Source organism: Nocardioides sp. WJ219 (assembly GCF_058559815.1).
Window position 1 is genome coordinate 77,569 of sequence record NZ_JBZUJV010000015.1, and the last position, 18,568, is coordinate 96,136.

The following is an 18,568-nucleotide window of genomic DNA, read 5'->3' on the forward strand; positions in this document are numbered from 1 at the left end:
CGGCCCGGCCGTCGCCGTCAGGTGAGCTTGCGGTCGGGGTTCTCGACCTCCCACTTGCCGAGCTGGGCCTGGAGGGCCTTCATCACCTCCCAGACCTGGGCGGCCGGGATCCGCACCCGCGTCACCACCTGCGCGTCGATCCGGGCCACCTGGCCGCCGTCGTCGGTGCGGGTGGGCACCGGGGGCCGGCTCATGGAGACGAAGTCGAGGATGAAGGTCTCGTTGTTGTGCCACACGCTCGCGAAGTCGGCATAGTGGCCCTCGAGCTGCTCGGGCGGCACGGAGATGTTGAACGCGGTGGTCAGGGGCTCCTCGGTCATGCCCCGATTGTGTCGGGCCGGTGGGCGCCGCAGGGCACGCCAGGGGGGCCCGCACCAGTCACCCCCATGGAAGCCGGCGCGGGCCCCGTCAGAGATTCGGAGCCCCTCGCGACCCGGATGGGTGATCTGCGACAGGTGCCGGAAAAAGAGCTGAACCGCTGGCGTCTCGGGTCACCAGCGGTTCAACGAGGTGAACGATACCGGGGGCCTCGACGGCGAGGAAGAAAACAGACGAAATCGCCCGGGCGGTCTAGACACCTGGCCGGTCAGGCCAGCGCGCGGAGCTGCTCGAGGTGCGCGTCGAGGTCGCGCGCCTCCGGCCCGGAGTTGTGCACGGCCCAGCGGACCATCCCGTCGCGGTCCACGACGTACGACGAGCGGCGCGGGCAGCCGCGGTCGGCGTCGAAGACGTCGTAGCACCGGGACACCTCGCCGTGCGGCCAGAAGTCGCTGAGCAGCGGGAAGTTGAGCCCGTCGGCGTCGGCGAACGCCCGCAGCGCGAACATCGGGTCGCAGGAGATCCCGACCACCTCGGTGTCAAAGGTGAGGAACTCGTCGAGACGGTCGCGGATGCCGGCCATCTCGCCGGTGCAGACGCCCGAGAAGGCGTAGGGGAAGAACAGGATCGCCACGGCCTTGGTGCCGCGGTAGGACGACAGCGTGACGTCCTGGCCGAACTGGTCACGCAGGGTGAAGTCGGGGGCCGGGCCCCCGAGCGCGATCCCGGTCACGCGTCGTCCGCGTCCTGCGTCGCGAGCTCGCGCTTGAGCACCTTGCCGGTCGCGTTGCGCGGCAGCTCGTCGAGGAAGACGATCTCGCGCGGCACCTTGTAGCGCGCGAGGTTGTCCTTGACCCAGCCCTTGAGGTCGTCCTCGGAGACGTCGGAGCCCGCGGCGGTGACCACGTAGGCGCGCAGCCGCTTGCCGAACTGGTCGTCGTCGACGCCGACGGCCGCGACCTCGGTGACCGCCTCGTGCCGCGCGAGGCAGTTCTCGACCTCCATGGGGAAGACGTTCTCGCCGCCGGAGACGATCATCTCGTCGTCGCGCCCCTCGACGTGGACGCGACCCTCCTCGTCGATCCGCCCGACGTCGCCCGAGGACATCAGCCCGTCGACGACCTCCTTGTGGCCGCCACCGGTGTAGCCCTCGAAGAGCAGCCCGTTGCCGACGAAGATCCGGCCCGAGGTGCCCACGGGGACCTCCGCGCCCGACTCGTCGAGGATCTTCACCGTCGTCGCGTACGGCGGCCGTCCGGCCGTGCCGGGGTCGGCCCGCAGGTCGTCGGGCCCGGCGATGGCGGCGTAGGCGACCTCGGTGGAGCCGTAGGTGGAGTAGAGGTTGTCGCCGTACTGGTCCATCCAGGTGATCGCGAGGTCACCGGGCAGCGCCGACCCGGAGCTGGCCACCACCTCGAGCCGGCCGAGGTCGTAGCGGTCGAGGGTCTCCTGCGGCAGCGCGAGCACCCGCTGCAGCATCACCGGGATGACCGCGGTCGCCTCGCAGCGCTCGTCCTGCAGGGTCGTCAGGAACTCCTCGGGCTCGAAGCGCCGACGCAGCACCACGGTCGTGCCCAGCAGCATCGCGAGCGCGAGGTGGGCGAAGCCCCAGGTGTGGAACAGCGGGGCGGCGATGTGGGTGCGGTAGCCGAACTTGAGCGGGATCGAGCCGAGCAGCGAGACGGCGGCCTCGATCCCGGCCTCGCTGCGCGGCGCCCCCTTGGGCGTGCCGGTGGTGCCGGAGGTGAGGATGATGATCCGGCCGTGCTGGGCGGGCGGCTCGAGGTCGTGGTCGTCGTGGGCGGCGATGAGCGAGTCGAGCGTCGGTACGTCGCCCGCGACCTCGCCGTCGGTCCAGGCCAGCACCCGGTGCTCGACCGCCGCCTCCCCCACGAGGTCGGAGAACTCCTCGTCGTGGACGAGCACCCGGGGCTGGTCGCGCTCGAGGAGCTCGACGAGCTGGGGCCCGGCGAACGCGGTGTTGAGGTAGATGGCGTCGGCGCCGAGCTTGGCCGCTGCGATGCTCGCGTCGACGAAGCCGCGGTGGTTGCGGCACATGATCGCCACGCCGTCGCCCTCGGCGACGCCGAGCCCGCGCAGCGCGCGGGCCAGGGCGTTGGAGCGGGCGTGGAGCTCGCCGAAGGTCACCTCGCCGCGCTCGTCGACGATGCCGACCTGGTCGGGGACGCGCAGCGCCAGCGAGGCGAAGCCCCCGGCGGGACCCGTGCCCCACGCGCGGACGGTGCGCGCGAGCCGCACCAGCGTCACCGGGGAGTAGGGACGGATGATGCCGGCACCGCCGAGCACCCTGAGCGAGGTTCCGGCAGCCTTGGCGCCGGTCGTCAGCTTCTGGAGCACGGGGCTCACCCTAGTCACGCGCGCGGGACCCCTCACCCCACGGTCTTGGGGGCCACCAGGCGGGTCGCCGACCAGTCCTTGCTGACAGCCGCGGACGTCGTCTGCGACAGCCCCGCGATGGGGGCGGCCTCCGCGATGTCGGCGGCGGCGACGGCGTTGGGGCGGCCGATCTTGGGGGTCAGCAGCCAGATCACGCCGCCGCCCACGAGGTCGGTCAGCGCCTCGACCAGGCCGTCGACGAGGTCTCCGTCCTCGTCGCGCCACCAGAGCACGACGGCGTCGACGACGTTGCCGTAGTCCCCGTCGACCATGTCGGCGTCGATGGTGTCCTCGACGGCGACCCTGAGGTCGTCGTCGGTGTCGCTGTCCCAGCCGAGCTCCTGGACGACCATGCCGTGGGTGAATCCGAGCCGGGCGGCAGGTCCGGACGCGCCGTCCGTCGTCGGGCCGGTCTGGCCGGTCTGGGTGGTGCCGCCACCGGCGGTCGAGCTCACGGGTATGCCTCCATCGGGTTCGGGGATCGTGCGCGTGGGGGGTGTGTGGGGCGTAGTCCATCGGAACTACGCGCAGCCCGCAACCACCTGCGAGGACTGAGCGTGCCTGCGGGCCCGTCGCGGGCTACCGAACGGTAGCCACAGCGCGGTCTCGGAGCCCCTCCCCTGCGTGCAACGATGGACGGGTGAGCAGTGAGAACGAGACCACCACCCGACGGTCCCAGACGGCCCCCTCGGTCATCCACGAGGGCCTGCCGACGCAGCTGCCCGACATCGATCCCGACGAGACCCAGGACTGGATCGACTCCTTCGACGCCATGCTCGACGAGCGCGGCCGGGAGCGGGCGCGCTACGTGATGCTGCGGCTCCTCGAGCGGGCCCGTGAGGCCCAGGTCGGCGTCCCGGCCCTGCGCAGCACCGACTACATCAACACCATCCCGCCCGAGCGCGAGCCGTGGTTCCCCGGTGACTACGAGGTCGAGCAGCGCATCCGCGCGTTCATCCGCTGGAACGCCGCCGTGATGGTCTCCAGCGCCAACCGCAAGGGCCTCGAGGTCGGCGGGCACATCGCCACCTACCAGTCCTCCGCCAGCCTCTACGAGGTCGGCTTCAACCACTTCTTCCGCGGCAAGGACGCGCCGGGCGGCGGCGACCAGGTCTACATCCAGGGTCACGCCTCGCCGGGCATCTACGCCCGCGCCTTCCTCGAGGGCCGGCTCGACGAGCAGCAGCTCTCCCGGTTCCGCCAGGAGGTCCAGCACGGCGCGGGCCGCGGGCTGCCGTCCTACCCGCACCCGCGGCTGATGCCGGAGTTCTGGGAGTTCCCGACGGTCTCGATGGGGCTCACCGCCCTCAACTCGATCTACCAGGCCCGGTTCAACCGCTACCTGAGCAACCGCGGCATCAGGGACACCAGCGACCAGCACGTCTGGGCGTTCCTCGGCGACGGCGAGATGGCCGAGCCCGAGTCGCTCGGCGCGATCCGGGTGGCGGCCCGCGAGGAGCTCGACAACCTCACCTGGGTCGTCAACTGCAACCTCCAGCAGCTCGACGGGCCGGTCACCGGCAACGGCAAGATCATCCAGGAGCTGGAGGCCAACTTCCGCGGCGCCGGCTGGAACGTCATCAAGGTGATCTGGGGCCAGCCCTGGGACGGGCTGCTCGCCCGCGACGTCGACGGCGTCCTGGTCAACAAGATGAACAACACGCCCGACGGCGAGTTCCAGACCTACTCCGTCGAGGACGGCGCCTACGTGCGCGAGAACTTCTTCGGCCCCGACCCGCGGCTGCGCGCGATGGTCGAGCACATGAGCGACGGGCAGATCCAGAAGCTGCCGCGCGGCGGCCACGACTACCGCAAGGTGTACGCCGCCTTCGACGCCGCCACCAAGCACGTCGGCCAGCCGACCGTGATCCTCGCCAAGACCGTCAAGGGCTGGACGATCGACGCCCTCGAGGGCCGCAACGCCACCCACCAGATGAAGAAGCTCACGCCCGAGGACCTCAAGCGGTTCCGCGACCGGCTCTACCTGCCGATCAGCGACCGCGACCTCGAGCGCGCCTACGAGGAGACCGGCGCCGCGCCGTTCTTCCACCCCGGTGCCGACTCCCCCGAGATCGAGTACATGATGCACCGCCGCCACGAGCTCGGCGGCTCGCTGCCGCGCCGGGTCGACCGCGCCAAGCCGCTCAAGCTGCCCGGCGACGCGATCTACTCCGAGCTGAAGAAGGGCGGCGGCAAGAACAAGGTCGCCACCACGATGGCCGTCGTCCGGCTGCTGCGCGACTGGATGAAGGACCCCGAGATCGGGGCGCGCATCGTGCCGATCGCCCCCGACGAGTACCGCACGTTCGGCATGGACTCGATGTTCCCGAGCGCCAAGGTCTACAACCCCGGCGGTCAGCAGTACCAGTCGGTCGACCGCAAGCTGCTGCTGAAGTACACCGAGTCCGAGCAGGGCCAGATGCTCCACGAGGGCATCTCCGAGGCCGGCGCGATGGGCTCGGCCACGGCCGCCGGGTCGGCGTACTCCACCCACGGCGAGCACATGATCCCGTTCTACATCTTCTACTCGATGTTCGGGTTCCAGCGCACCGGCGACTCGATCTGGGCGATGGCCGACCAGCTGGCCCGTGGCTTCCTGATCGGCGCCACCGCCGGCCGCACCACGCTCACCGGCGAGGGGCTGCAGCACGCCGACGGCCACTCACCGCTGCTGGCGTCGAGCAACCCCGCCGTCGTGCACTACGACCCCGCGTTCGGCTACGAGGTCGCGCACGTGATGCAGAGCGGCCTGACGCGGATGTACGGCGAGCAGGCCGAGAACGTCATCTTCTACATCACCGTCTACAACGAGCCGATCAAGCAGCCGGCCGAGCCCGACGACGTCGACGTCGAGGGGATCCTGCGCGGCATCCACCACGTCTCGACGGCCGCGCAGGGCGACGGGCCCCGGGTGCAGCTGATGGCCTCCGGCGTCGCCTACCCGTGGATCGACGACGCCGCGCGGATGCTGTCCGAGGAGTGGGGCGTCCAGGCCGACACCTGGTCGGTCACGTCGTGGAACGAGCTCGCCCGCGACGCGGTCGCGGCCGAGGACCACAACCTGCTGCACGGCGACGACGCCCCGCGGGTCCCCTACGTCACCACCAAGCTCCAGGGCTCGGACGGGCCGTTCATCGCGGTCTCCGACTACATGTCGGCCGTCCCGCTCCAGATCGCGCGCTGGGTGCCCGGCGACTACTGCGTCCTGGGCGCCGACGGGTTCGGCTTCGCCGACACCCGCCCGGCTGCCCGGCGGTTCTTCCGCATCGACGCCCAGAGCGTCGTGGTGCGCGCCCTCCAGGCGCTCGCCGACGCGGGCGACATCGACCCGGCGGTCGTCGCCAAGGCGGCCACCCAGTACCGCATCGACGACCCCACCGCCGTCGCCAACGTCGAGCAGGAGGGTGGCGACGCCTGACCGAGCGCAGCGAGGTCAGGCGTCGACGGGGCGACCGAGCAGCCGTGCGCGAGGAACGAGCGCACGGCGTGGCGAGGGAGGGTTGAGCGAGGGCCGCGCGCGAGGAACGAGCGCGCGGCAGGCGAGACGAGACCCCCGCAGCGAAGGCACCGAGCGCGAGCCCTGACCCAGCACGACACGCCTCACCCGGGAGACACTCAACCCCGACGGTCCCTGCTTCGTCGGAGCAGGTGAGGGCCACCCGGCCCTCGGGACCCGACGGGCAGGAGGTGCGCGGTGCTCGCTGCGGACGACTCCGGCCCGGAGTTCGAGGCGTTCGTGCGCGCCACCTGGCCGCGGTTGCGCCAGGCGGCGTACGCGCTGACCGGTGACACCGACCGCGCCGAGGACCTGCTGCAGACCGTGCTCGAGCGCACCTGTGCTCGGTGGGCGCGGGTGCGGCGGTCCGACCCGGTGGCCTACGTGCGCCGGGCGCTGCTGAACGCCTGGATCGACCAGTACCGGCGTGGCCGCGTGCTCCGCGAGGAGCCGGTCGCCGACCCCGACCCCGGTTGGGTGACCGACCAGACGGTGCGGGTCGACCTGCGGGCCGACCTCGTCCAGCGGTTGGCGCGGCTGTCGGCGCGGGAGCGGGCGATGGTGGTGATGCGTCACTACCTCGACCTCCCCGAGGCCGAGGTGGCCGACGCGCTGGGCTGCTCGGCCGGCACCGTCAAGAGCACGTGCTCGCGTGCCCTGGCCAAGCTGCGGGTCCCCACGGGTGAGACGAGAGAGGACCTGCGATGACGATCGACGCCGAGGAGTTCAGGCGCGAGGTGGACGAGCTCGACACCGGCCTGCCGGTGCTGCCCGACCTGCACCAGGTGCAGGCCGCCGTACGACGCCGCCGCCGGCGCCGGCTGGGCACCGCCGGTGCAGGTGCGCTGGCGCTCGCCCTGGGCGTCGCGGTCGCGGTGCCGACGGGTGGCGGCGACGGCGGGAGCCGCGCCCAGGACCGGTCGGTGGCGTCGCAGCCCGACACCTCGCGGGTCGCTCCCGGCGCGCCCGCCGCGCCGGTCGAGCTGGCCGGCCCGTGGTTCGGGCCGCAGGTCGAGGGCGCGGTGGCCGAGGTCTTCCCGGGGCTGTCGAAGTCGGGTCAGCTGCGCGGCGACCACTACCTGCCGCTCGACGAGGACAGCACCTACCGGATGGCCGTCGACTCCCCCGTCAGCTGGGACACCTTCTTCAGCTGGGTCTCGTTCTTCGACTCCCCCGACGGCGTCCGGCTCGACGTCGGGTCGACCCGCGAGTCCCCCGACGACGTCGACGTCACCGGTCCGCGCGGCGCGTGCCGCGACGGCCTCTACCCGGTGCGTCAGTCGTGCCGCGAGCTCACGGTCGGCGACCGGGTCGTCGTGCTCAGCGACGGCATCCGGTTCGAGCAGGGTGGGGTGTGGCACCGCAAGGTCGAGGTCCTCGGGCCCGACGGTGTCCGCGGCATGGACTCACAGGTCCTGGTGTCGGTCTACGGCACGGCGCGCACGAAGGCGGCCGCCGACGACCAGCTGCCGTCGCTGGCCGAGCTGCAGCGACTCGCGCTCGACCCCGACCTGGTGCTGCCGGAGCCGCTCGGCTACCCCGACGCGTTCCCGGAGTAGCGCGGCCGGGTCGGGCCGGGTCAAGCCGGGTCAGGCGGTCGTCGCCCGCGGCCGGATCGCGGTGACCGTGCCGTCGGGCGCCAGGGCGCCGACAGGCGACGACGGCCCGGGCTGGCCGTTGCGCAGCAGGCCCCGCCACTTCGCGCGCGAGTACGTCGCCGGCTGCGTCGTACGGATGAAGTCGTGGAGGATCTTCGCGAAGCGCTCGGGGTGGTCCTTGTGCGGGAAGTGCCCGGCGTTGGGGATGACCTCGATGCGGGCCTTGGGGGCCAGGGCGGCGGCGTTGGAGGCGTGCCTCACCGGGATCACGTGGTCGTCGCGACCCCACACGACCGCCATCGGCATGGCGTCGGTGAGGTAGGCCCGGTCGGCCATGCTGATGATCTGGCCCTTCCAGTCGACCACGGCACTGACGACGTGCCGGATCGCGGCGCGGGCGTGAGGGTCCTTGAACGAGTCGTAGATCTCGGCGACCTCGGCCAGGTCGCGGGTGGCCTTGAGCCCGGTGGCCGAGGCGGCGCGCAGGCCGGCGACGCCGGCGTGCCGGACGCCGGGCAGGGTGAGCAGCCCCATCACCTGCTGGAAGCCGGGGGTGGTGATGGCGCGGATCGCGGGCGTCACCTCGGGCCCGAGACCGCCGGAGGCCACCAGCATCATCCGCTCGGTGCGCTCGGGGAACTGGTAGGCGAACTGCATGGCGACGCCGCCACCGAAGCTGTGCCCCACCACCGTGACCTTGTCGACGCCGAGCACCGTGAGCAGGTCGCGCATCCCGTTGGCGTAGCCGCCGACGCTGTAGTCGGCCCGGGGCTTGGCGGACTGACCGTGTCCGAGCAGGTCGGGGGCGATGACGGTGTGGCGCTTGGCCAGCACGTCGATGACCGGCTCCCACGTCGTGTGGTCGCAACCGAGGCCGTGCAGCAGGAGCAGCGCCGGGCCGCTGCCGACCTTGACGAAGGCGCGCCGGTGGCCGTGGATCGTGACGTGCTGGACCTCGTGGCGCTTCTCGGACATCGCAGCCTCCCCATCGGCATCGCGCAACGCTGGTTCGCGATTCAACCATGTCATCGGCACGTCCCGACACGTCCTTGACCCGATCGATACCTGGGAAATCCTGTCAACAGAGCGGTTTCCACGTTCGCGCCGCGACAATCAACTACTTGGGGTGAGGCGCGACCCACCGTCGACGGGCCACCTGTCTAGGGTCGGGGGGTGTCCCCGCGCCGCCCCCGCACGCCGCGTGAGCGCGCCGCGACGTCCCTGGTGCGCGCGAGCGGGTCGCTGAGCACGTCGGCGATGGAGCGGATGGACGCCGAGATGGCGTGGTTCCGCGACCTCAGCGCCGAGGAGCGGGCGTGGATCGGTCAGATCGTGCAGGCCGGCATCAAGGCGTTCGTCGACTGGTACGGCGACGCCGGCCGCGACGCGACCGCGTCCTTCGCCGTGGCCGCCTCGGTGTTCGGTGCCGCCCCCCGCGCCCTGGCCGGCACGATCAGCCTCGAGCAGACCGTCGAGCTCGTCCGGCTCTCGATCGAGGTCGTCGAGCACGACGTCGACCGCATCGTCGACGCCGCCGACGTCGCCGACGTGCACGCCGCGATCCTGCGCTACGCCCGGGAGATCGCGTTCGCGACCGCCGAGGTCTACGCGCGGGCCGCCGAGATGCGGGGCGCGTGGGACGCGCGGCTCGAGGCGCTCGTGGTCGACGGGGTGCTGCGTGCCGAGACCGACGAGACCATGCTCTCCCGGGCCAGCGCGCTGGGCTGGTCGGCCCGCGGTGAGGTCGCGGTGGTCTGCGGCAACCTCCCGCCGCGGCGTACCGGCACCGACCTCTTCGACGCCGTACGCCGGGCGGCCCGGGAGGCCGGGATGGACGCCCTGTGCGCCGCGCAGGGCGACCGGCTCGTCGTCCTGCTCGGCGGCGTCTCCGACCCGCGGACGGCCGTCACGGGCCTGCTGGACCTGTTCGGCGAGGGACCGGTCGTGCTCGGACCGGTGGCCGCCGACCTCGGGCACGCGCACGTGTCCGCGCGCTCGGCCCTGGCCGCGCACCGCGCGTCCACCGGCTGGCCCGACGCCCCCCGGCCGGTGCTGAGCTCGGAGCTGCTGCCCGAGCGGGCGCTGGCCGGCGACGGGCACGCGCGGCGCTACCTCGTCGAGGACGTCTACCTGCCGCTCGTCGGGGCCCGCGGCGGCCTCGTGGACTCGCTCGGCGCGTACCTCTCCTCCGGTGGGTCGGTGGAGGGGACCGCCCGCGCGCTCTTCGTGCACGCCAACACCGTGCGCTACCGGATGCGGCAGGTCGCCGACCTCACCGGGCTGACGCCGAGCCGCCCCCGGGACGCCTTCACGCTCCAGGTCGCACTGGTGCTCGGTCGGCAGTCCGGCCGGACACCCCCCGGGGCATCGGGCGTTTTGTAGGAACCCCACAAAGATCACCCGGCCAGTTTCGTGCGCGCCGGAGGCGCCCGGACCCCTCGGGCCGGGCAGAGTGGACGACGTGCTTGTGATCGTCGCTCCCGGACAGGGTGCACAGACCCCTGGTTTCCTCGCGCCCTGGCTCGAGGACGACGTGCTGGCCTCGCGCCTGCACTGGCTCTCGACGGTCGCCGGGATCGACCTGGCCCACCACGGCACGGTGTCCGATGCCGACACCATCCGGGACACGCGGATCGCCCAGCCCCTGCTCGTCGGCACCGCTCTGGTCGTCACGCTCGAGCTGTTCCCGCACCCCCACGACGGCTTCGGCCAGGTCGGCGCCGTCGCGGGCCACAGCGTGGGCGAGATCGCCGCCGCGGTCGGGGCCCGCGCCATCACGGCCGAGCAGGCGATGGTGCTGGTCCGCGAGCGCGGGAACGCGATGGCCGCCGCCGCCGCGGCGACCCCGACCGGGATGACCGCCGTGCTCGGCGGCGACCGCGACGAGGTCCGGGCCACGCTCGAGCGGCACGGCCTCACCGCCGCCAACGACAACGGACCCGGGCAGGTGGTCGCCGCCGGCACCACCGAGCAGCTCGCCGCACTGGCCGCCGACCCGCCCGCCAAGGCGCGGCTGATGCCGCTCTCGGTCGCCGGCGCGTTCCACACCCACCACATGGCCCCCGCCGTCGACCACGTGACCAAGCTGGCGCTCTCGGTCTCGACCCACGACCCGCGCATCCCGTTGATCTCCAACCGCGACGGCCGGGTGATCCACGACGGGCGCGAGGTGCTGAAGCGGATCGTCGGTCAGATCGCCAGCCCGGTCCGCTGGGACCTCTGCCTCGACACGATGGCCGACCTCGGCGTCACCGGCATCCTCGAGATGCCGCCGGCCGGCACCCTGACCGGCATCGCCAAGCGCGCGCTCAAGGGCGTCGAGACCTTTGCGCTCAAGACGCCCGACCAGCTCGACGATGCTCGCGCGTTCTGCGTCAAGCACGGCGAGGGATCGCTGATCGACGTGACCCCGACCTGGCGGATGGTCGTCTCCCCCGCCAAGGGCACCTTCGACATCGACCCGGCTGCCGCCGAGGCCGGACTGCTCACCTCGGGTGCCGAGATCGGCGGGGTCAGCAGCCTGCGTGACCGGATCCCCGTCACCGCCGCCCACGGCGGCCAGGTGGTCGAGTGGCTGGTCGAGGACGGCGACCTCGTCTCCCCCGGCCAGCCGTTGCTGCGCCTGCACCCCGAGGGCGTGGAGTGATGGCCGAGCTCGCCTCCGCCACCGGCGCCGCCCACGCCGCCGTCCTCGGCATCGGTGCCTACCGTCCCGCGCGGCTCGTGCCCAACTCCGAGGTCGTCGAGGCCATCGACAGCAGCGACGAGTGGATCCAGCAGCGCTCCGGCATCAAGACCCGCCGCTTCGCCTCGCCGGAGGAGTCGGTGCAGATGATGAGCGTCGCGTCGTCCCGCGAGGCCCTCGCCCACGCCGGCATCGACGCCAGCCAGGTCGACGCCGTCATCGTCGCGACCGTCAGCCACATGATGCAGACTCCCGCGATCGCCCCGGCGATCGCCCACGAGCTCGGCTGCCCGCAACCGGTCGCCTTCGACATCTCCGCCGCGTGCGCCGGCTTCTGCCACGGGGTCGGCCTCGCCGCCGACATGGTCCGCGGCGGCAGTGCCCGCTACGCGCTGGTGATCGGGGTCGAGCGGCTCACCGACATCCTCGACCGCAACGACCGCGGCACCGCCTTCATCTTCGCCGACGGCGCCGGTGCGGTGGTCGTCGGACCCAGCGAGACACCGGGCATCGGCCCCGTGGTCTGGGGCTCCGACGGCGAGCAGTTCGACTACATCCGGCAGACCGAGGACTGGCGCGACGTGATGTCGTCCGGCTCCGGCATCACCCCCACGCTGACCATGCAGGGCAACGCCGTCTTCCGCTGGGCGTCCTTCGCGATGGCCAAGGTCGGGCTGCAGGCCGTTGAGCGCGCCGGTATCACCGTCGACGACCTCGACTGCTTCGTCCCCCACCAGGCCAACATGCGGATCACCGACGCGATGGCCCGCGCGATGAAGCTGCCGCCCACGGTCAAGATCGCCCGCGACGTCGCCGACCAGGGCAACACCTCCGCGGCCTCGGTGCCGCTCGCCCTGCACCGCATGGTCGAGGAGGGCGAGGCCACCTCCGGTGACCTCGCGCTCCTGATCGCCTTCGGCGCCGGGCTCGCCTTTGCGGCCCAGGTCGTCGTCGTCCCCTGACCGACCAGCCCCACACACCTCCGCACCACCCACCACACACAGGAGAAACCCATGGCCACCACCGAAGAGATCCGCTCCGACCTCGCCGAGATCGTCAACGAGGTCGCGGGCATCGAGCCCGCCGACGTCCAGCTCGACAAGTCCTTCGTCGACGACCTCGACGTCGACTCGCTCTCCATGGTCGAGGTCGTCGTGGCCGCCGAGGAGAAGTTCGGCGTGACGATCCCCGACGACGAGGTCAAGAACCTCAAGACCGTCGGTGACGCGGTCGCCTACATCGAGCGCGCGTCGGCCTGACCATGGCGAACCGCACACGCGTCGTCGTCACCGGGCTCGGCACGACCAGCCCCCTCGGTGGCGACGTGCCCTCGACGTGGGAGGGCATGCTCGCCGGGCGCTCCGGCGTACGGCCCCTCGAGCAGGACTGGGTCAAGGACCTGGCGGTGAAGATCGGCGCGCCCGTCGCGGTCGACCCCAGTGAGGTCCTCGAGCGGGTCAAGGCCCGTCGCCTCGACCGCGGCTCGCAGCTCGCCATGGTCGCCGCGATGGAGGCCTGGGCCGACTCCGGCCTCGACGCCGCGCAGGAGTCCGGTGACCTCGACGGCGACCGCGTCGGCGTCGCGATGGCCACCGGCATCGGCGGCGTCAACACCCTGCTGTCCAACTACGACACGATGCTGGAGAAGGGACCCCGCCGGGTCTCCCCCCTCGCCGTGCCGATGCTGATGCCCAACGGCCCCGCCGCCACCATCAGCCTGTACGTCGGCGCGCGGGCCGCGGTCAACACGCCGGTCTCGGCGTGCGCGTCCGGCAACGAGGCGATCGCCCTGGCGATCGACCAGATCCGGCTCGGCCGGGCCGACGTGGTCGTGGCCGGCGGCACCGAGGCGGCCATCCACCCGCTGCCGATGGCGGCCTTCGGCAACATGATGGCGCTGTCGAAGAACGACGGCGACCCGACGACGGTCAGCCGTCCCTGGGACACCGCCCGCGACGGCTTCGTGCTCGGCGAGGGTGCCGGGGTGCTGGTCCTGGAGTCCGAGGAGCACGCCCGCGGCCGCGGTGCGCGCATCTACGCCGAGGTGCTGGGTGCCGGGATCACCGCCGACGCCCACGACATCGCCCAGCCCGACCCGGCCGGGCGGGGTGGCTCGCGCGCGATCCAGCGAGCGCTGCTCGAGTCCGACATCGACGCCTCCGCGATCAAGCACGTCAACGCCCACGCCACCTCGACGCCCCAGGGCGACATCGCCGAGGGCCTGATGCTGCACGCCACCTTGGGCTCGCACGTCTCCGAGGTCGTGGTGACCAGCACCAAGTCGATGACCGGGCACCTGCTCGGCGGCGCCGGCGCGCTGGAGGCGGTCGCCACGGTGCTCTCCCTGCACCACCGCGTCTCACCGCCGACGATCAACCTCGACGACCTGGACCCCCAGGTCGAGCTGGACATCGCCACCGAGGTGCGCGACCTCCCCCAGGGAGACATCGCGGCGCTCAACAACTCGTTCGGCTTCGGCGGCGCCAACGTCGCCGTCGTCCTCGCCTCGATCTAGCCCAGGAGCCCCCCATGACGGTGCAGGCACCGCACAAGCCCGGCAAGCTCCCCCGCTCGGAGGACCCCCGCAACCCGGTGGCCCGGCTGGGGGCGCTGCTCGACGACGGCACCCTCGAGCTGATCACCGCCGACGACGACTCGGGCATGCTCGCCGCGGTCGGCACCGTCGAGGGCACCCGGGTCGTGGCGTTCTGCTCCGACGCGACCGTCATGGGCGGCGCGATGGGCGACGTCGGCTGCCGCGTCGTGGTCGAGGCCTACCACCGGGCGATGACCGACCAGCTCCCGATCATCGGGCTCTGGCACTCCGGGGGCGCCCGGCTGGCCGAGGGCGTGCTGTCGCTGCACGCCGTCGGCCGCATCTTCCAGGTGATGACCCAGGCCTCGGGCAAGATCCCGCAGGTCTCCGTCGTCCTGGGCCCGGCTGCGGGCGGGGCGGCGTACGGCCCGGCGCTGACCGACGTGGTGATCCTCGGCCCGGAGGGCCGCATCTTCGTCACCGGCCCCGACGTCGTCCGCTCGGTCACCGGCGAGGCCGTGGACATGCTTCGCCTCGGCGGGCCCGAGCCGCACGGACGCCGCTCCGGTGTCGTCCACATCCTCACCGAGTCCGAGCGCGAGGCCCTCGACCGCGCGCGCACCGTCGCGGCGCTGCTCGGCTCGCAGGGCAGCCTCGTCGTCGACGACGTCGACGACCGCGATCTCGAGGCCGTGCTGCCGGCGTCGAAGAAGCGTGCCTACGACGTGCACCCGCTCGTCGAGCAGGTCCTCGACGAGGGCACCGCCCAGGAGCTGCACGCGCGCTGGGCGCCCAACATCGTCACCACCCTCGGTCGCTTCGGCGGTCGCACCGTCGGGGTGGTCGCCAACAACCCGCTGCGGCTCGGCGGTTGCCTCGACTCCCTGTCGGCCGAGAAAGCCTCGCGCTTCGTGCGGATGTGCGACGCCTTCGGCGTGCCCCTCATCGTGCTGGTCGACGTGCCGGGCTACCTGCCCGGCGTCGGCCAGGAGTGGGACGGCGTCGTCCGCCGCGGAGCCAAGCTGCTCCACGCGTTCGGCGAGTGCGTGGTCCCGCGGGTCACCCTGGTCACCCGCAAGACCTACGGCGGCGCCTACATCGCGATGAACGCCCGCTCGCTCGGCGCCACCCGCGTCTTCGCCTGGCCGGGTGCCGAGGTGGCCGTGATGGGCGCCGTGGCCGCGATCCGCGTCCTGCACCGGCGGCGCCTCGCCGAGGTCTCCCCCGACATCCGCCCGCAGGTCGAGGCCGAGCTCGCCGCCGAGCACGAGCGGCTCGCCGGCGGCGTCGAGCGAGCGGTCGAGATCGGGGTCGTCGACGAGATCGTCGTCCCGACGCGCACCCGGTCGGCCATCGCCCGGGCCATCGACGACGCCGTCCAGCGCGACGGCGTACGCCGCGGCGCCCACGGCAACATCCCGCTGTAGCCGGACCGCCGGCCCGTAACCTCACCGGGTGTGCGTACGTTGTCAGTAGACGTACGTCACACCACCCGAGGGAGAAGGCTGCATGCTGCGCCGCACCGTCACCGCCGCCGTCGTCGCCGTGGTGCTCGCCGTCGGGCTGCTGTCCGCGGTCCCGACGCCCGCGTCCGCCGCCGTCCGCTACGACAACAGCATCGGCATCGTGACGGCCCCCGACCAGACCTGGCGCCCGGGCTGCGCCCGCTACCGCCTGCGGTGGCGCTTCGACCCGCCCCGGGAGGGCTGGAGCGTGATCGTCAAGATCAGGTCGCCCCGCGGGTTCGTCATCCGCAGTGAGTTCTGGGACTCCGGCTACTCCGGTGTGCGCAACGACCTCCGAGGCCGGTCGCGGTACACGATGTGCGGGTCGAGCGCGAAGCCGGGTCGCTACAAGATCCAGATGCAGATGGTCATCGACCGGGGCCGCGACACGATCACCAAGACGCGCCGACCGGTCTACTTCCGACTGCGCCGCTGACCGCGGGGTCAGACCACCTGGTGCAACCAGCGCACCGGAGCGCCCTCGCCGGCGTGCCGGAAGGTCTCGAGCTCGTCGTCCCAGGGCTTGCCGAGCAGCTTGTCGATCTCGGTGACCATCGTGGTCTCCCCCAGCGCCGCCTTGACCACGGCGGCCTTGAGCCGGTCCTCGGGGATCATGATGTCGCCGTGCATCCCGACGACCGCGTGGAACACACCGAGGTCGGGGGTGTAGGAGTAGCGCGCCCCCTCGGTGGAGGCGGTCGGCTCCTCGGTCACCTCGAAGCGGAGGTGGTTCCAGCCCCGCAGCGCGGAGGCCATCGCCGCGGCCGAGCCGGCCGTGGCGGTCCAGGACATCTCGGTGCGGTAGGTGCCGGCCTGGGCCGGCTGCGGCGTCCACGACGGGTTCGAGGGGACGCCGAGCACGCCGCCGACGGCCCACTCCACGTGCGGGCACAGCGCCGACGGCGCTGAGTGCACGTAGAGCACACCGCGGGTGAGGGTGCGGTCAGCAGTGCGAACGTTCACGACATCTCCTTCATCACCGGCGTTGAGCTACGCCTTCCCCAGCGGGCTCCACACGAGATGACCGGTTCGTCCTGATCGATCGACATGAGTGACAGATGTGCAGTTAGGACTTCATTGTGACGTATGTGGCCCGTTGACACCAGCGGTACGCCGATCCCAGCCGCGCGGACCTGCCGGAGCACGCTCGGTAGGTTGCTCCCATGTCGAGCATGGGGATCCTCGAGGTACGACCGCGCCAGCGCTGGCTGCTGGGGGCCGGCACGGTGGTCCTCGTCATCGCCGTGGGCCTCGCGCTCTGGCAGGGCGACTCCCCCGACCCGCTGCCCGTCGACGACCGCAGCGTGACGGCCTCCACGCCGGTCGGCGAGCCCGTGTACGTCGGAGTCTTCGCGGCCGCGGCCGACTTCGACCGCACCCTGCAGCTGTCCGGCGTGAAGGTCAGCGCCACCAGCAACACCGAGGTCAGCCTGGCACCCCTGCTGTGCCGGGGTGGGTCGGTGGGCGTCACCAGGGACCCGGAGGCGTTCTGCCCGGTCCTGGTCGACCCCGAGGGCCAAGAGCTGCGGGCCGGCGACAGCATCGTGCTGCAGGTGGTCGGCGACGAGCCCGCCGTGGTCGTCGTCGACCCGGTCCGGCTCGCGTTCAGCGAGGACCTGCGGCGGGCGACGCTCCCCGCCGGCTCGGGGGCCGTGGTGCGGGTGCTCGCCCGGTAGTCCCAGGGCGACGGCACGGCGGCTCAGGCCTGCTCGAGGCGCCGCTCGAGGTCGTCGGCACGGGCAGCGGCATCGGTGAGCTCACCGGAGTCGATGGCGTGGGTGCGGTGGAACCAGGCGAGCGCGTCACGCTCGCGACCGGCCGCGACCAGCGCGTCGGCGTAGGCGTAGCGCAGCCGCACCACCCAGGGCTGGCGGACGTTGCTCGTCAGCGGCGCCATCTCCAGCACGCGCAGCGCGGCGTCGAGCTGACCGAGGTCGCGACGCGCCCCGGCCTCGACGAGGGTCATCTCGGCCTTGGCCTCCGGGGCGAACTTGGCGATCGACGGCGTCCGGGCCAGCTTGATCGCCTGCTCGGGGTCCCCGAGCGCCCGGTGGCAGTCCGCCATGATCGGCAGGTAGGCCGTGGCACCGTTCATCCGCTTCGCGGCGCGCAGGTCGGCCAGCGCCTCGGCGTAGTGGCCGGCGGCGTAGGCCGCCTCGCCGGCGGCCTCCCGGACCACCGCAAGCCGGGGCGCGCGGGCCTTGGCGGCTAGCGTGTGCAGGTAGGCCGTCTCGGGTTCGTCGTCGACCAGCATGCCGGCCGCGGCCAGGTGCCGGGCGACGCGGGACGCCAGCTTCTCCGGGAGGCCCTTGAGCTGGGCCGACACGGCGCGGTCGAGCTCGGCGCCGGTGATGGCGTCGGGCAGCGGCGGACCGTCGTAGACGGCCTGCTCGGCGGTGCGGTCACGCACCTTGTCGGCGGGCCGCTTCCAGTCCGTACGGCGCTGCGGCGCGCCCCCGGACCTACCGCCCCGGGCGTCACTGCCACGGCCGCCGGCGCGACCGCCGTCACGGCGCGAGCCTCCGCCGGACCCGCCCGCGGGCTTGCCGCCGCGCGGACGTCCTCCTCCGGTGCTCGGACGCGAGCTGCGTTCCTCAGCCACTCGGATCTCCCTCTTCATCTGTGGTCCCGCCCGTTCGACGGCGGGGTGTGCAAAACAGAGTAGAGGCCACCTTTCGGTGGCCTCTACCCAAGAATTGTCCGGCGGCGTCCTACTCTCCCACAGCCTCTCGGTTGCAGTACCATCGGCGCTGGCAGGCTTAACTTCCGGGTTCGGTATGGGACCGGGTGTTTCCCTGTCGCTATGGCCGCCGTAACTCTAGCCGCCTCCCCGGTTGGTGCTTGGGGTGGCGAAGTCGTGGTGTTTCGATAGTGGACGCGTGGTGTGCAGAAGATCTGCAGCAGATTGTGTTGCGCGGTGTGGTGTTGGTTGAGGGTTTGTGTGGCAAGCCCTCGGCCTATTAGTACCGGTCGGCTGGGCATTGCTGCTGTACACCTCCGGCCTATCAACCCCATGGTCTGTAGGGGGCCTTA

At 72.3% G+C, this 18,568-nt stretch carries 18 protein-coding genes and 2 rRNA genes; 11 read left to right on the forward strand and 9 right to left on the reverse strand.

Going from position 1 to position 18,568, the window contains the following annotated elements; translation table 11 throughout:
- Window positions 1-17: 17 nt before the first annotated feature.
- The 4 genes from AC4MBH_RS23680 to AC4MBH_RS23695 form a co-directional block, all read right to left on the reverse strand.
- Entirely contained in the window at window positions 18-320 is a 303-nt protein-coding gene (locus AC4MBH_RS23680; RefSeq protein ID WP_491797877.1) for a DUF3467 domain-containing protein, read from the reverse strand.
- 266 nt (window positions 321-586) lie between these two features.
- Entirely contained in the window at window positions 587-1,051 is a 465-nt protein-coding gene (locus AC4MBH_RS23685; RefSeq protein WP_491797878.1) for a peroxiredoxin, read from the reverse strand.
- Complete coding sequence (locus tag AC4MBH_RS23690; RefSeq protein WP_491797879.1) at window positions 1,048-2,676, reverse strand: AMP-binding protein; 1,629 nt, start codon at window positions 2,674-2,676, stop codon at window positions 1,048-1,050. Before AC4MBH_RS23690 ends, AC4MBH_RS23685 begins: the two co-directional genes overlap by 4 nt.
- 32 nt (window positions 2,677-2,708) lie before the next feature.
- Window positions 2,709-3,170 (reverse strand): DUF3052 domain-containing protein, encoded by a 462-nt coding sequence (locus AC4MBH_RS23695; protein ID WP_491797880.1) that lies wholly within the window; start codon window positions 3,168-3,170, stop codon window positions 2,709-2,711.
- 239 nt (window positions 3,171-3,409) lie between these two features.
- On the opposite strand from AC4MBH_RS23695, the gene aceE reads away from it, so the two are divergent.
- The 3 genes from aceE (at window position 3,410) to AC4MBH_RS23710 (ending at window position 7,770) form a co-directional block, all read left to right on the forward strand.
- Window positions 3,410-6,133: a pyruvate dehydrogenase (acetyl-transferring), homodimeric type gene (aceE, locus tag AC4MBH_RS23700; protein ID WP_491797894.1), complete on the forward strand. Its 2,724-nt coding sequence runs from the start codon at window positions 3,410-3,412 to the stop codon at window positions 6,131-6,133.
- Window positions 6,134-6,409: 276 nt separating this feature from the next.
- Window positions 6,410-6,919, forward strand: a complete 510-nt coding sequence (locus AC4MBH_RS23705; protein ID WP_491797881.1) for a SigE family RNA polymerase sigma factor — start codon at window positions 6,410-6,412, stop codon at window positions 6,917-6,919.
- Window positions 6,916-7,770 carry a hypothetical protein gene (locus AC4MBH_RS23710; protein WP_491797882.1) on the forward strand — a complete coding sequence of 285 codons (855 nt, stop codon included), beginning with the start codon at window positions 6,916-6,918 and terminating at the stop codon, window positions 7,768-7,770. The genes AC4MBH_RS23705 and AC4MBH_RS23710 overlap by 4 nt, the downstream gene beginning before the upstream one ends.
- Before the next feature lie 30 nt (window positions 7,771-7,800).
- Here the strand turns inward: AC4MBH_RS23710 and AC4MBH_RS23715 are convergent, their stop codons facing one another.
- Entirely contained in the window at window positions 7,801-8,784 is a 984-nt protein-coding gene (locus tag AC4MBH_RS23715) for an alpha/beta fold hydrolase (protein ID WP_491797883.1), read from the reverse strand.
- A gap of 198 nt (window positions 8,785-8,982) precedes the next feature.
- On the opposite strand from AC4MBH_RS23715, the gene AC4MBH_RS23720 reads away from it, so the two are divergent.
- From AC4MBH_RS23720 to AC4MBH_RS23750, 7 genes are all read left to right on the forward strand, one after another.
- Window positions 8,983-10,191: a PucR family transcriptional regulator gene (locus AC4MBH_RS23720; protein ID WP_491797884.1), complete on the forward strand. Its 1,209-nt coding sequence runs from the start codon at window positions 8,983-8,985 to the stop codon at window positions 10,189-10,191.
- A 79-nt stretch (window positions 10,192-10,270) separates the two neighbouring features.
- On the forward strand, window positions 10,271-11,455 hold the full coding sequence (locus AC4MBH_RS23725; RefSeq protein ID WP_491797885.1) for an acyltransferase domain-containing protein: 1,185 nt from the start codon (window positions 10,271-10,273) through the stop codon (window positions 11,453-11,455).
- Entirely contained in the window at window positions 11,455-12,456 is a 1,002-nt protein-coding gene (locus tag AC4MBH_RS23730; RefSeq protein WP_491797886.1) for a beta-ketoacyl-ACP synthase III, read from the forward strand. The genes AC4MBH_RS23725 and AC4MBH_RS23730 overlap by 1 nt, the downstream gene beginning before the upstream one ends.
- A gap of 51 nt (window positions 12,457-12,507) precedes the next feature.
- The gene (locus AC4MBH_RS23735) at window positions 12,508-12,753 is read left to right on the forward strand and encodes an acyl carrier protein (protein WP_491797887.1); all 246 of its coding nucleotides are present in this window, start codon (window positions 12,508-12,510) and stop codon (window positions 12,751-12,753) included.
- 2 nt (window positions 12,754-12,755) lie between these two features.
- Window positions 12,756-14,009 carry a beta-ketoacyl-[acyl-carrier-protein] synthase family protein gene (locus AC4MBH_RS23740; protein WP_491797888.1) on the forward strand — a complete coding sequence of 418 codons (1,254 nt, stop codon included), beginning with the start codon at window positions 12,756-12,758 and terminating at the stop codon, window positions 14,007-14,009.
- Between the two features lie 14 nt (window positions 14,010-14,023).
- On the forward strand, window positions 14,024-15,457 hold the full coding sequence (locus AC4MBH_RS23745) for an acyl-CoA carboxylase subunit beta (RefSeq protein WP_491797889.1): 1,434 nt from the start codon (window positions 14,024-14,026) through the stop codon (window positions 15,455-15,457).
- A gap of 82 nt (window positions 15,458-15,539) precedes the next feature.
- Window positions 15,540-15,971: a hypothetical protein gene (locus AC4MBH_RS23750; protein ID WP_491797890.1), complete on the forward strand. Its 432-nt coding sequence runs from the start codon at window positions 15,540-15,542 to the stop codon at window positions 15,969-15,971.
- Window positions 15,972-15,979: 8 nt separating this feature from the next.
- Here the strand turns inward: AC4MBH_RS23750 and AC4MBH_RS23755 are convergent, their stop codons facing one another.
- Window positions 15,980-16,498: a DUF3145 domain-containing protein gene (locus tag AC4MBH_RS23755; RefSeq protein ID WP_491797891.1), complete on the reverse strand. Its 519-nt coding sequence runs from the start codon at window positions 16,496-16,498 to the stop codon at window positions 15,980-15,982.
- Between the two features lie 200 nt (window positions 16,499-16,698).
- Here AC4MBH_RS23755 and AC4MBH_RS23760 point away from each other — a divergent pair, with 200 nt between their 5' ends.
- Window positions 16,699-17,211: a hypothetical protein gene (locus tag AC4MBH_RS23760; protein ID WP_491797892.1), complete on the forward strand. Its 513-nt coding sequence runs from the start codon at window positions 16,699-16,701 to the stop codon at window positions 17,209-17,211.
- Between the two features lie 23 nt (window positions 17,212-17,234).
- On the opposite strand, the gene AC4MBH_RS23765 is transcribed toward AC4MBH_RS23760, so the two are convergent.
- From AC4MBH_RS23765 to AC4MBH_RS23775, 3 genes are all read right to left on the reverse strand, one after another.
- A complete protein-coding gene (locus AC4MBH_RS23765) occupies window positions 17,235-17,945 on the reverse strand; it encodes a tetratricopeptide repeat protein (RefSeq protein ID WP_491797893.1) in 711 nt (236 codons plus the stop codon).
- 288 nt (window positions 17,946-18,233) lie between these two features.
- Window positions 18,234-18,350 (reverse strand): 5S ribosomal RNA (gene rrf, locus AC4MBH_RS23770).
- Between the two features lie 125 nt (window positions 18,351-18,475).
- Window positions 18,476-18,568, reverse strand: a 23S ribosomal RNA gene (locus tag AC4MBH_RS23775); the annotation flags it as partial.

Bases quoted from the DNA above. Each gene is read 5' to 3' on its own strand.
- AC4MBH_RS23680 (WP_491797877.1), bottom strand. From the start codon at position 320: ATGACCGAGGAGCCCCTGACCACCGCGTTCAACATCTCCGTGCCGCCC.
- AC4MBH_RS23710 (WP_491797882.1), top strand. From the start codon at position 6,916: ATGACGATCGACGCCGAGGAGTTCAGGCGCGAGGTGGACGAGCTCGAC.
- AC4MBH_RS23715 (WP_491797883.1), bottom strand. From the start codon at position 8,784: ATGTCCGAGAAGCGCCACGAGGTCCAGCACGTCACGATCCACGGCCAC.
- AC4MBH_RS23730 (WP_491797886.1), top strand. From the start codon at position 11,455: ATGGCCGAGCTCGCCTCCGCCACCGGCGCCGCCCACGCCGCCGTCCTC.
- AC4MBH_RS23735 (WP_491797887.1), top strand. From the start codon at position 12,508: ATGGCCACCACCGAAGAGATCCGCTCCGACCTCGCCGAGATCGTCAAC.
- AC4MBH_RS23740 (WP_491797888.1), top strand. From the start codon at position 12,756: ATGGCGAACCGCACACGCGTCGTCGTCACCGGGCTCGGCACGACCAGC.
- AC4MBH_RS23745 (WP_491797889.1), top strand. From the start codon at position 14,024: ATGACGGTGCAGGCACCGCACAAGCCCGGCAAGCTCCCCCGCTCGGAG.
- AC4MBH_RS23750 (WP_491797890.1), top strand. From the start codon at position 15,540: ATGCTGCGCCGCACCGTCACCGCCGCCGTCGTCGCCGTGGTGCTCGCC.
- AC4MBH_RS23760 (WP_491797892.1), top strand. From the start codon at position 16,699: ATGTCGAGCATGGGGATCCTCGAGGTACGACCGCGCCAGCGCTGGCTG.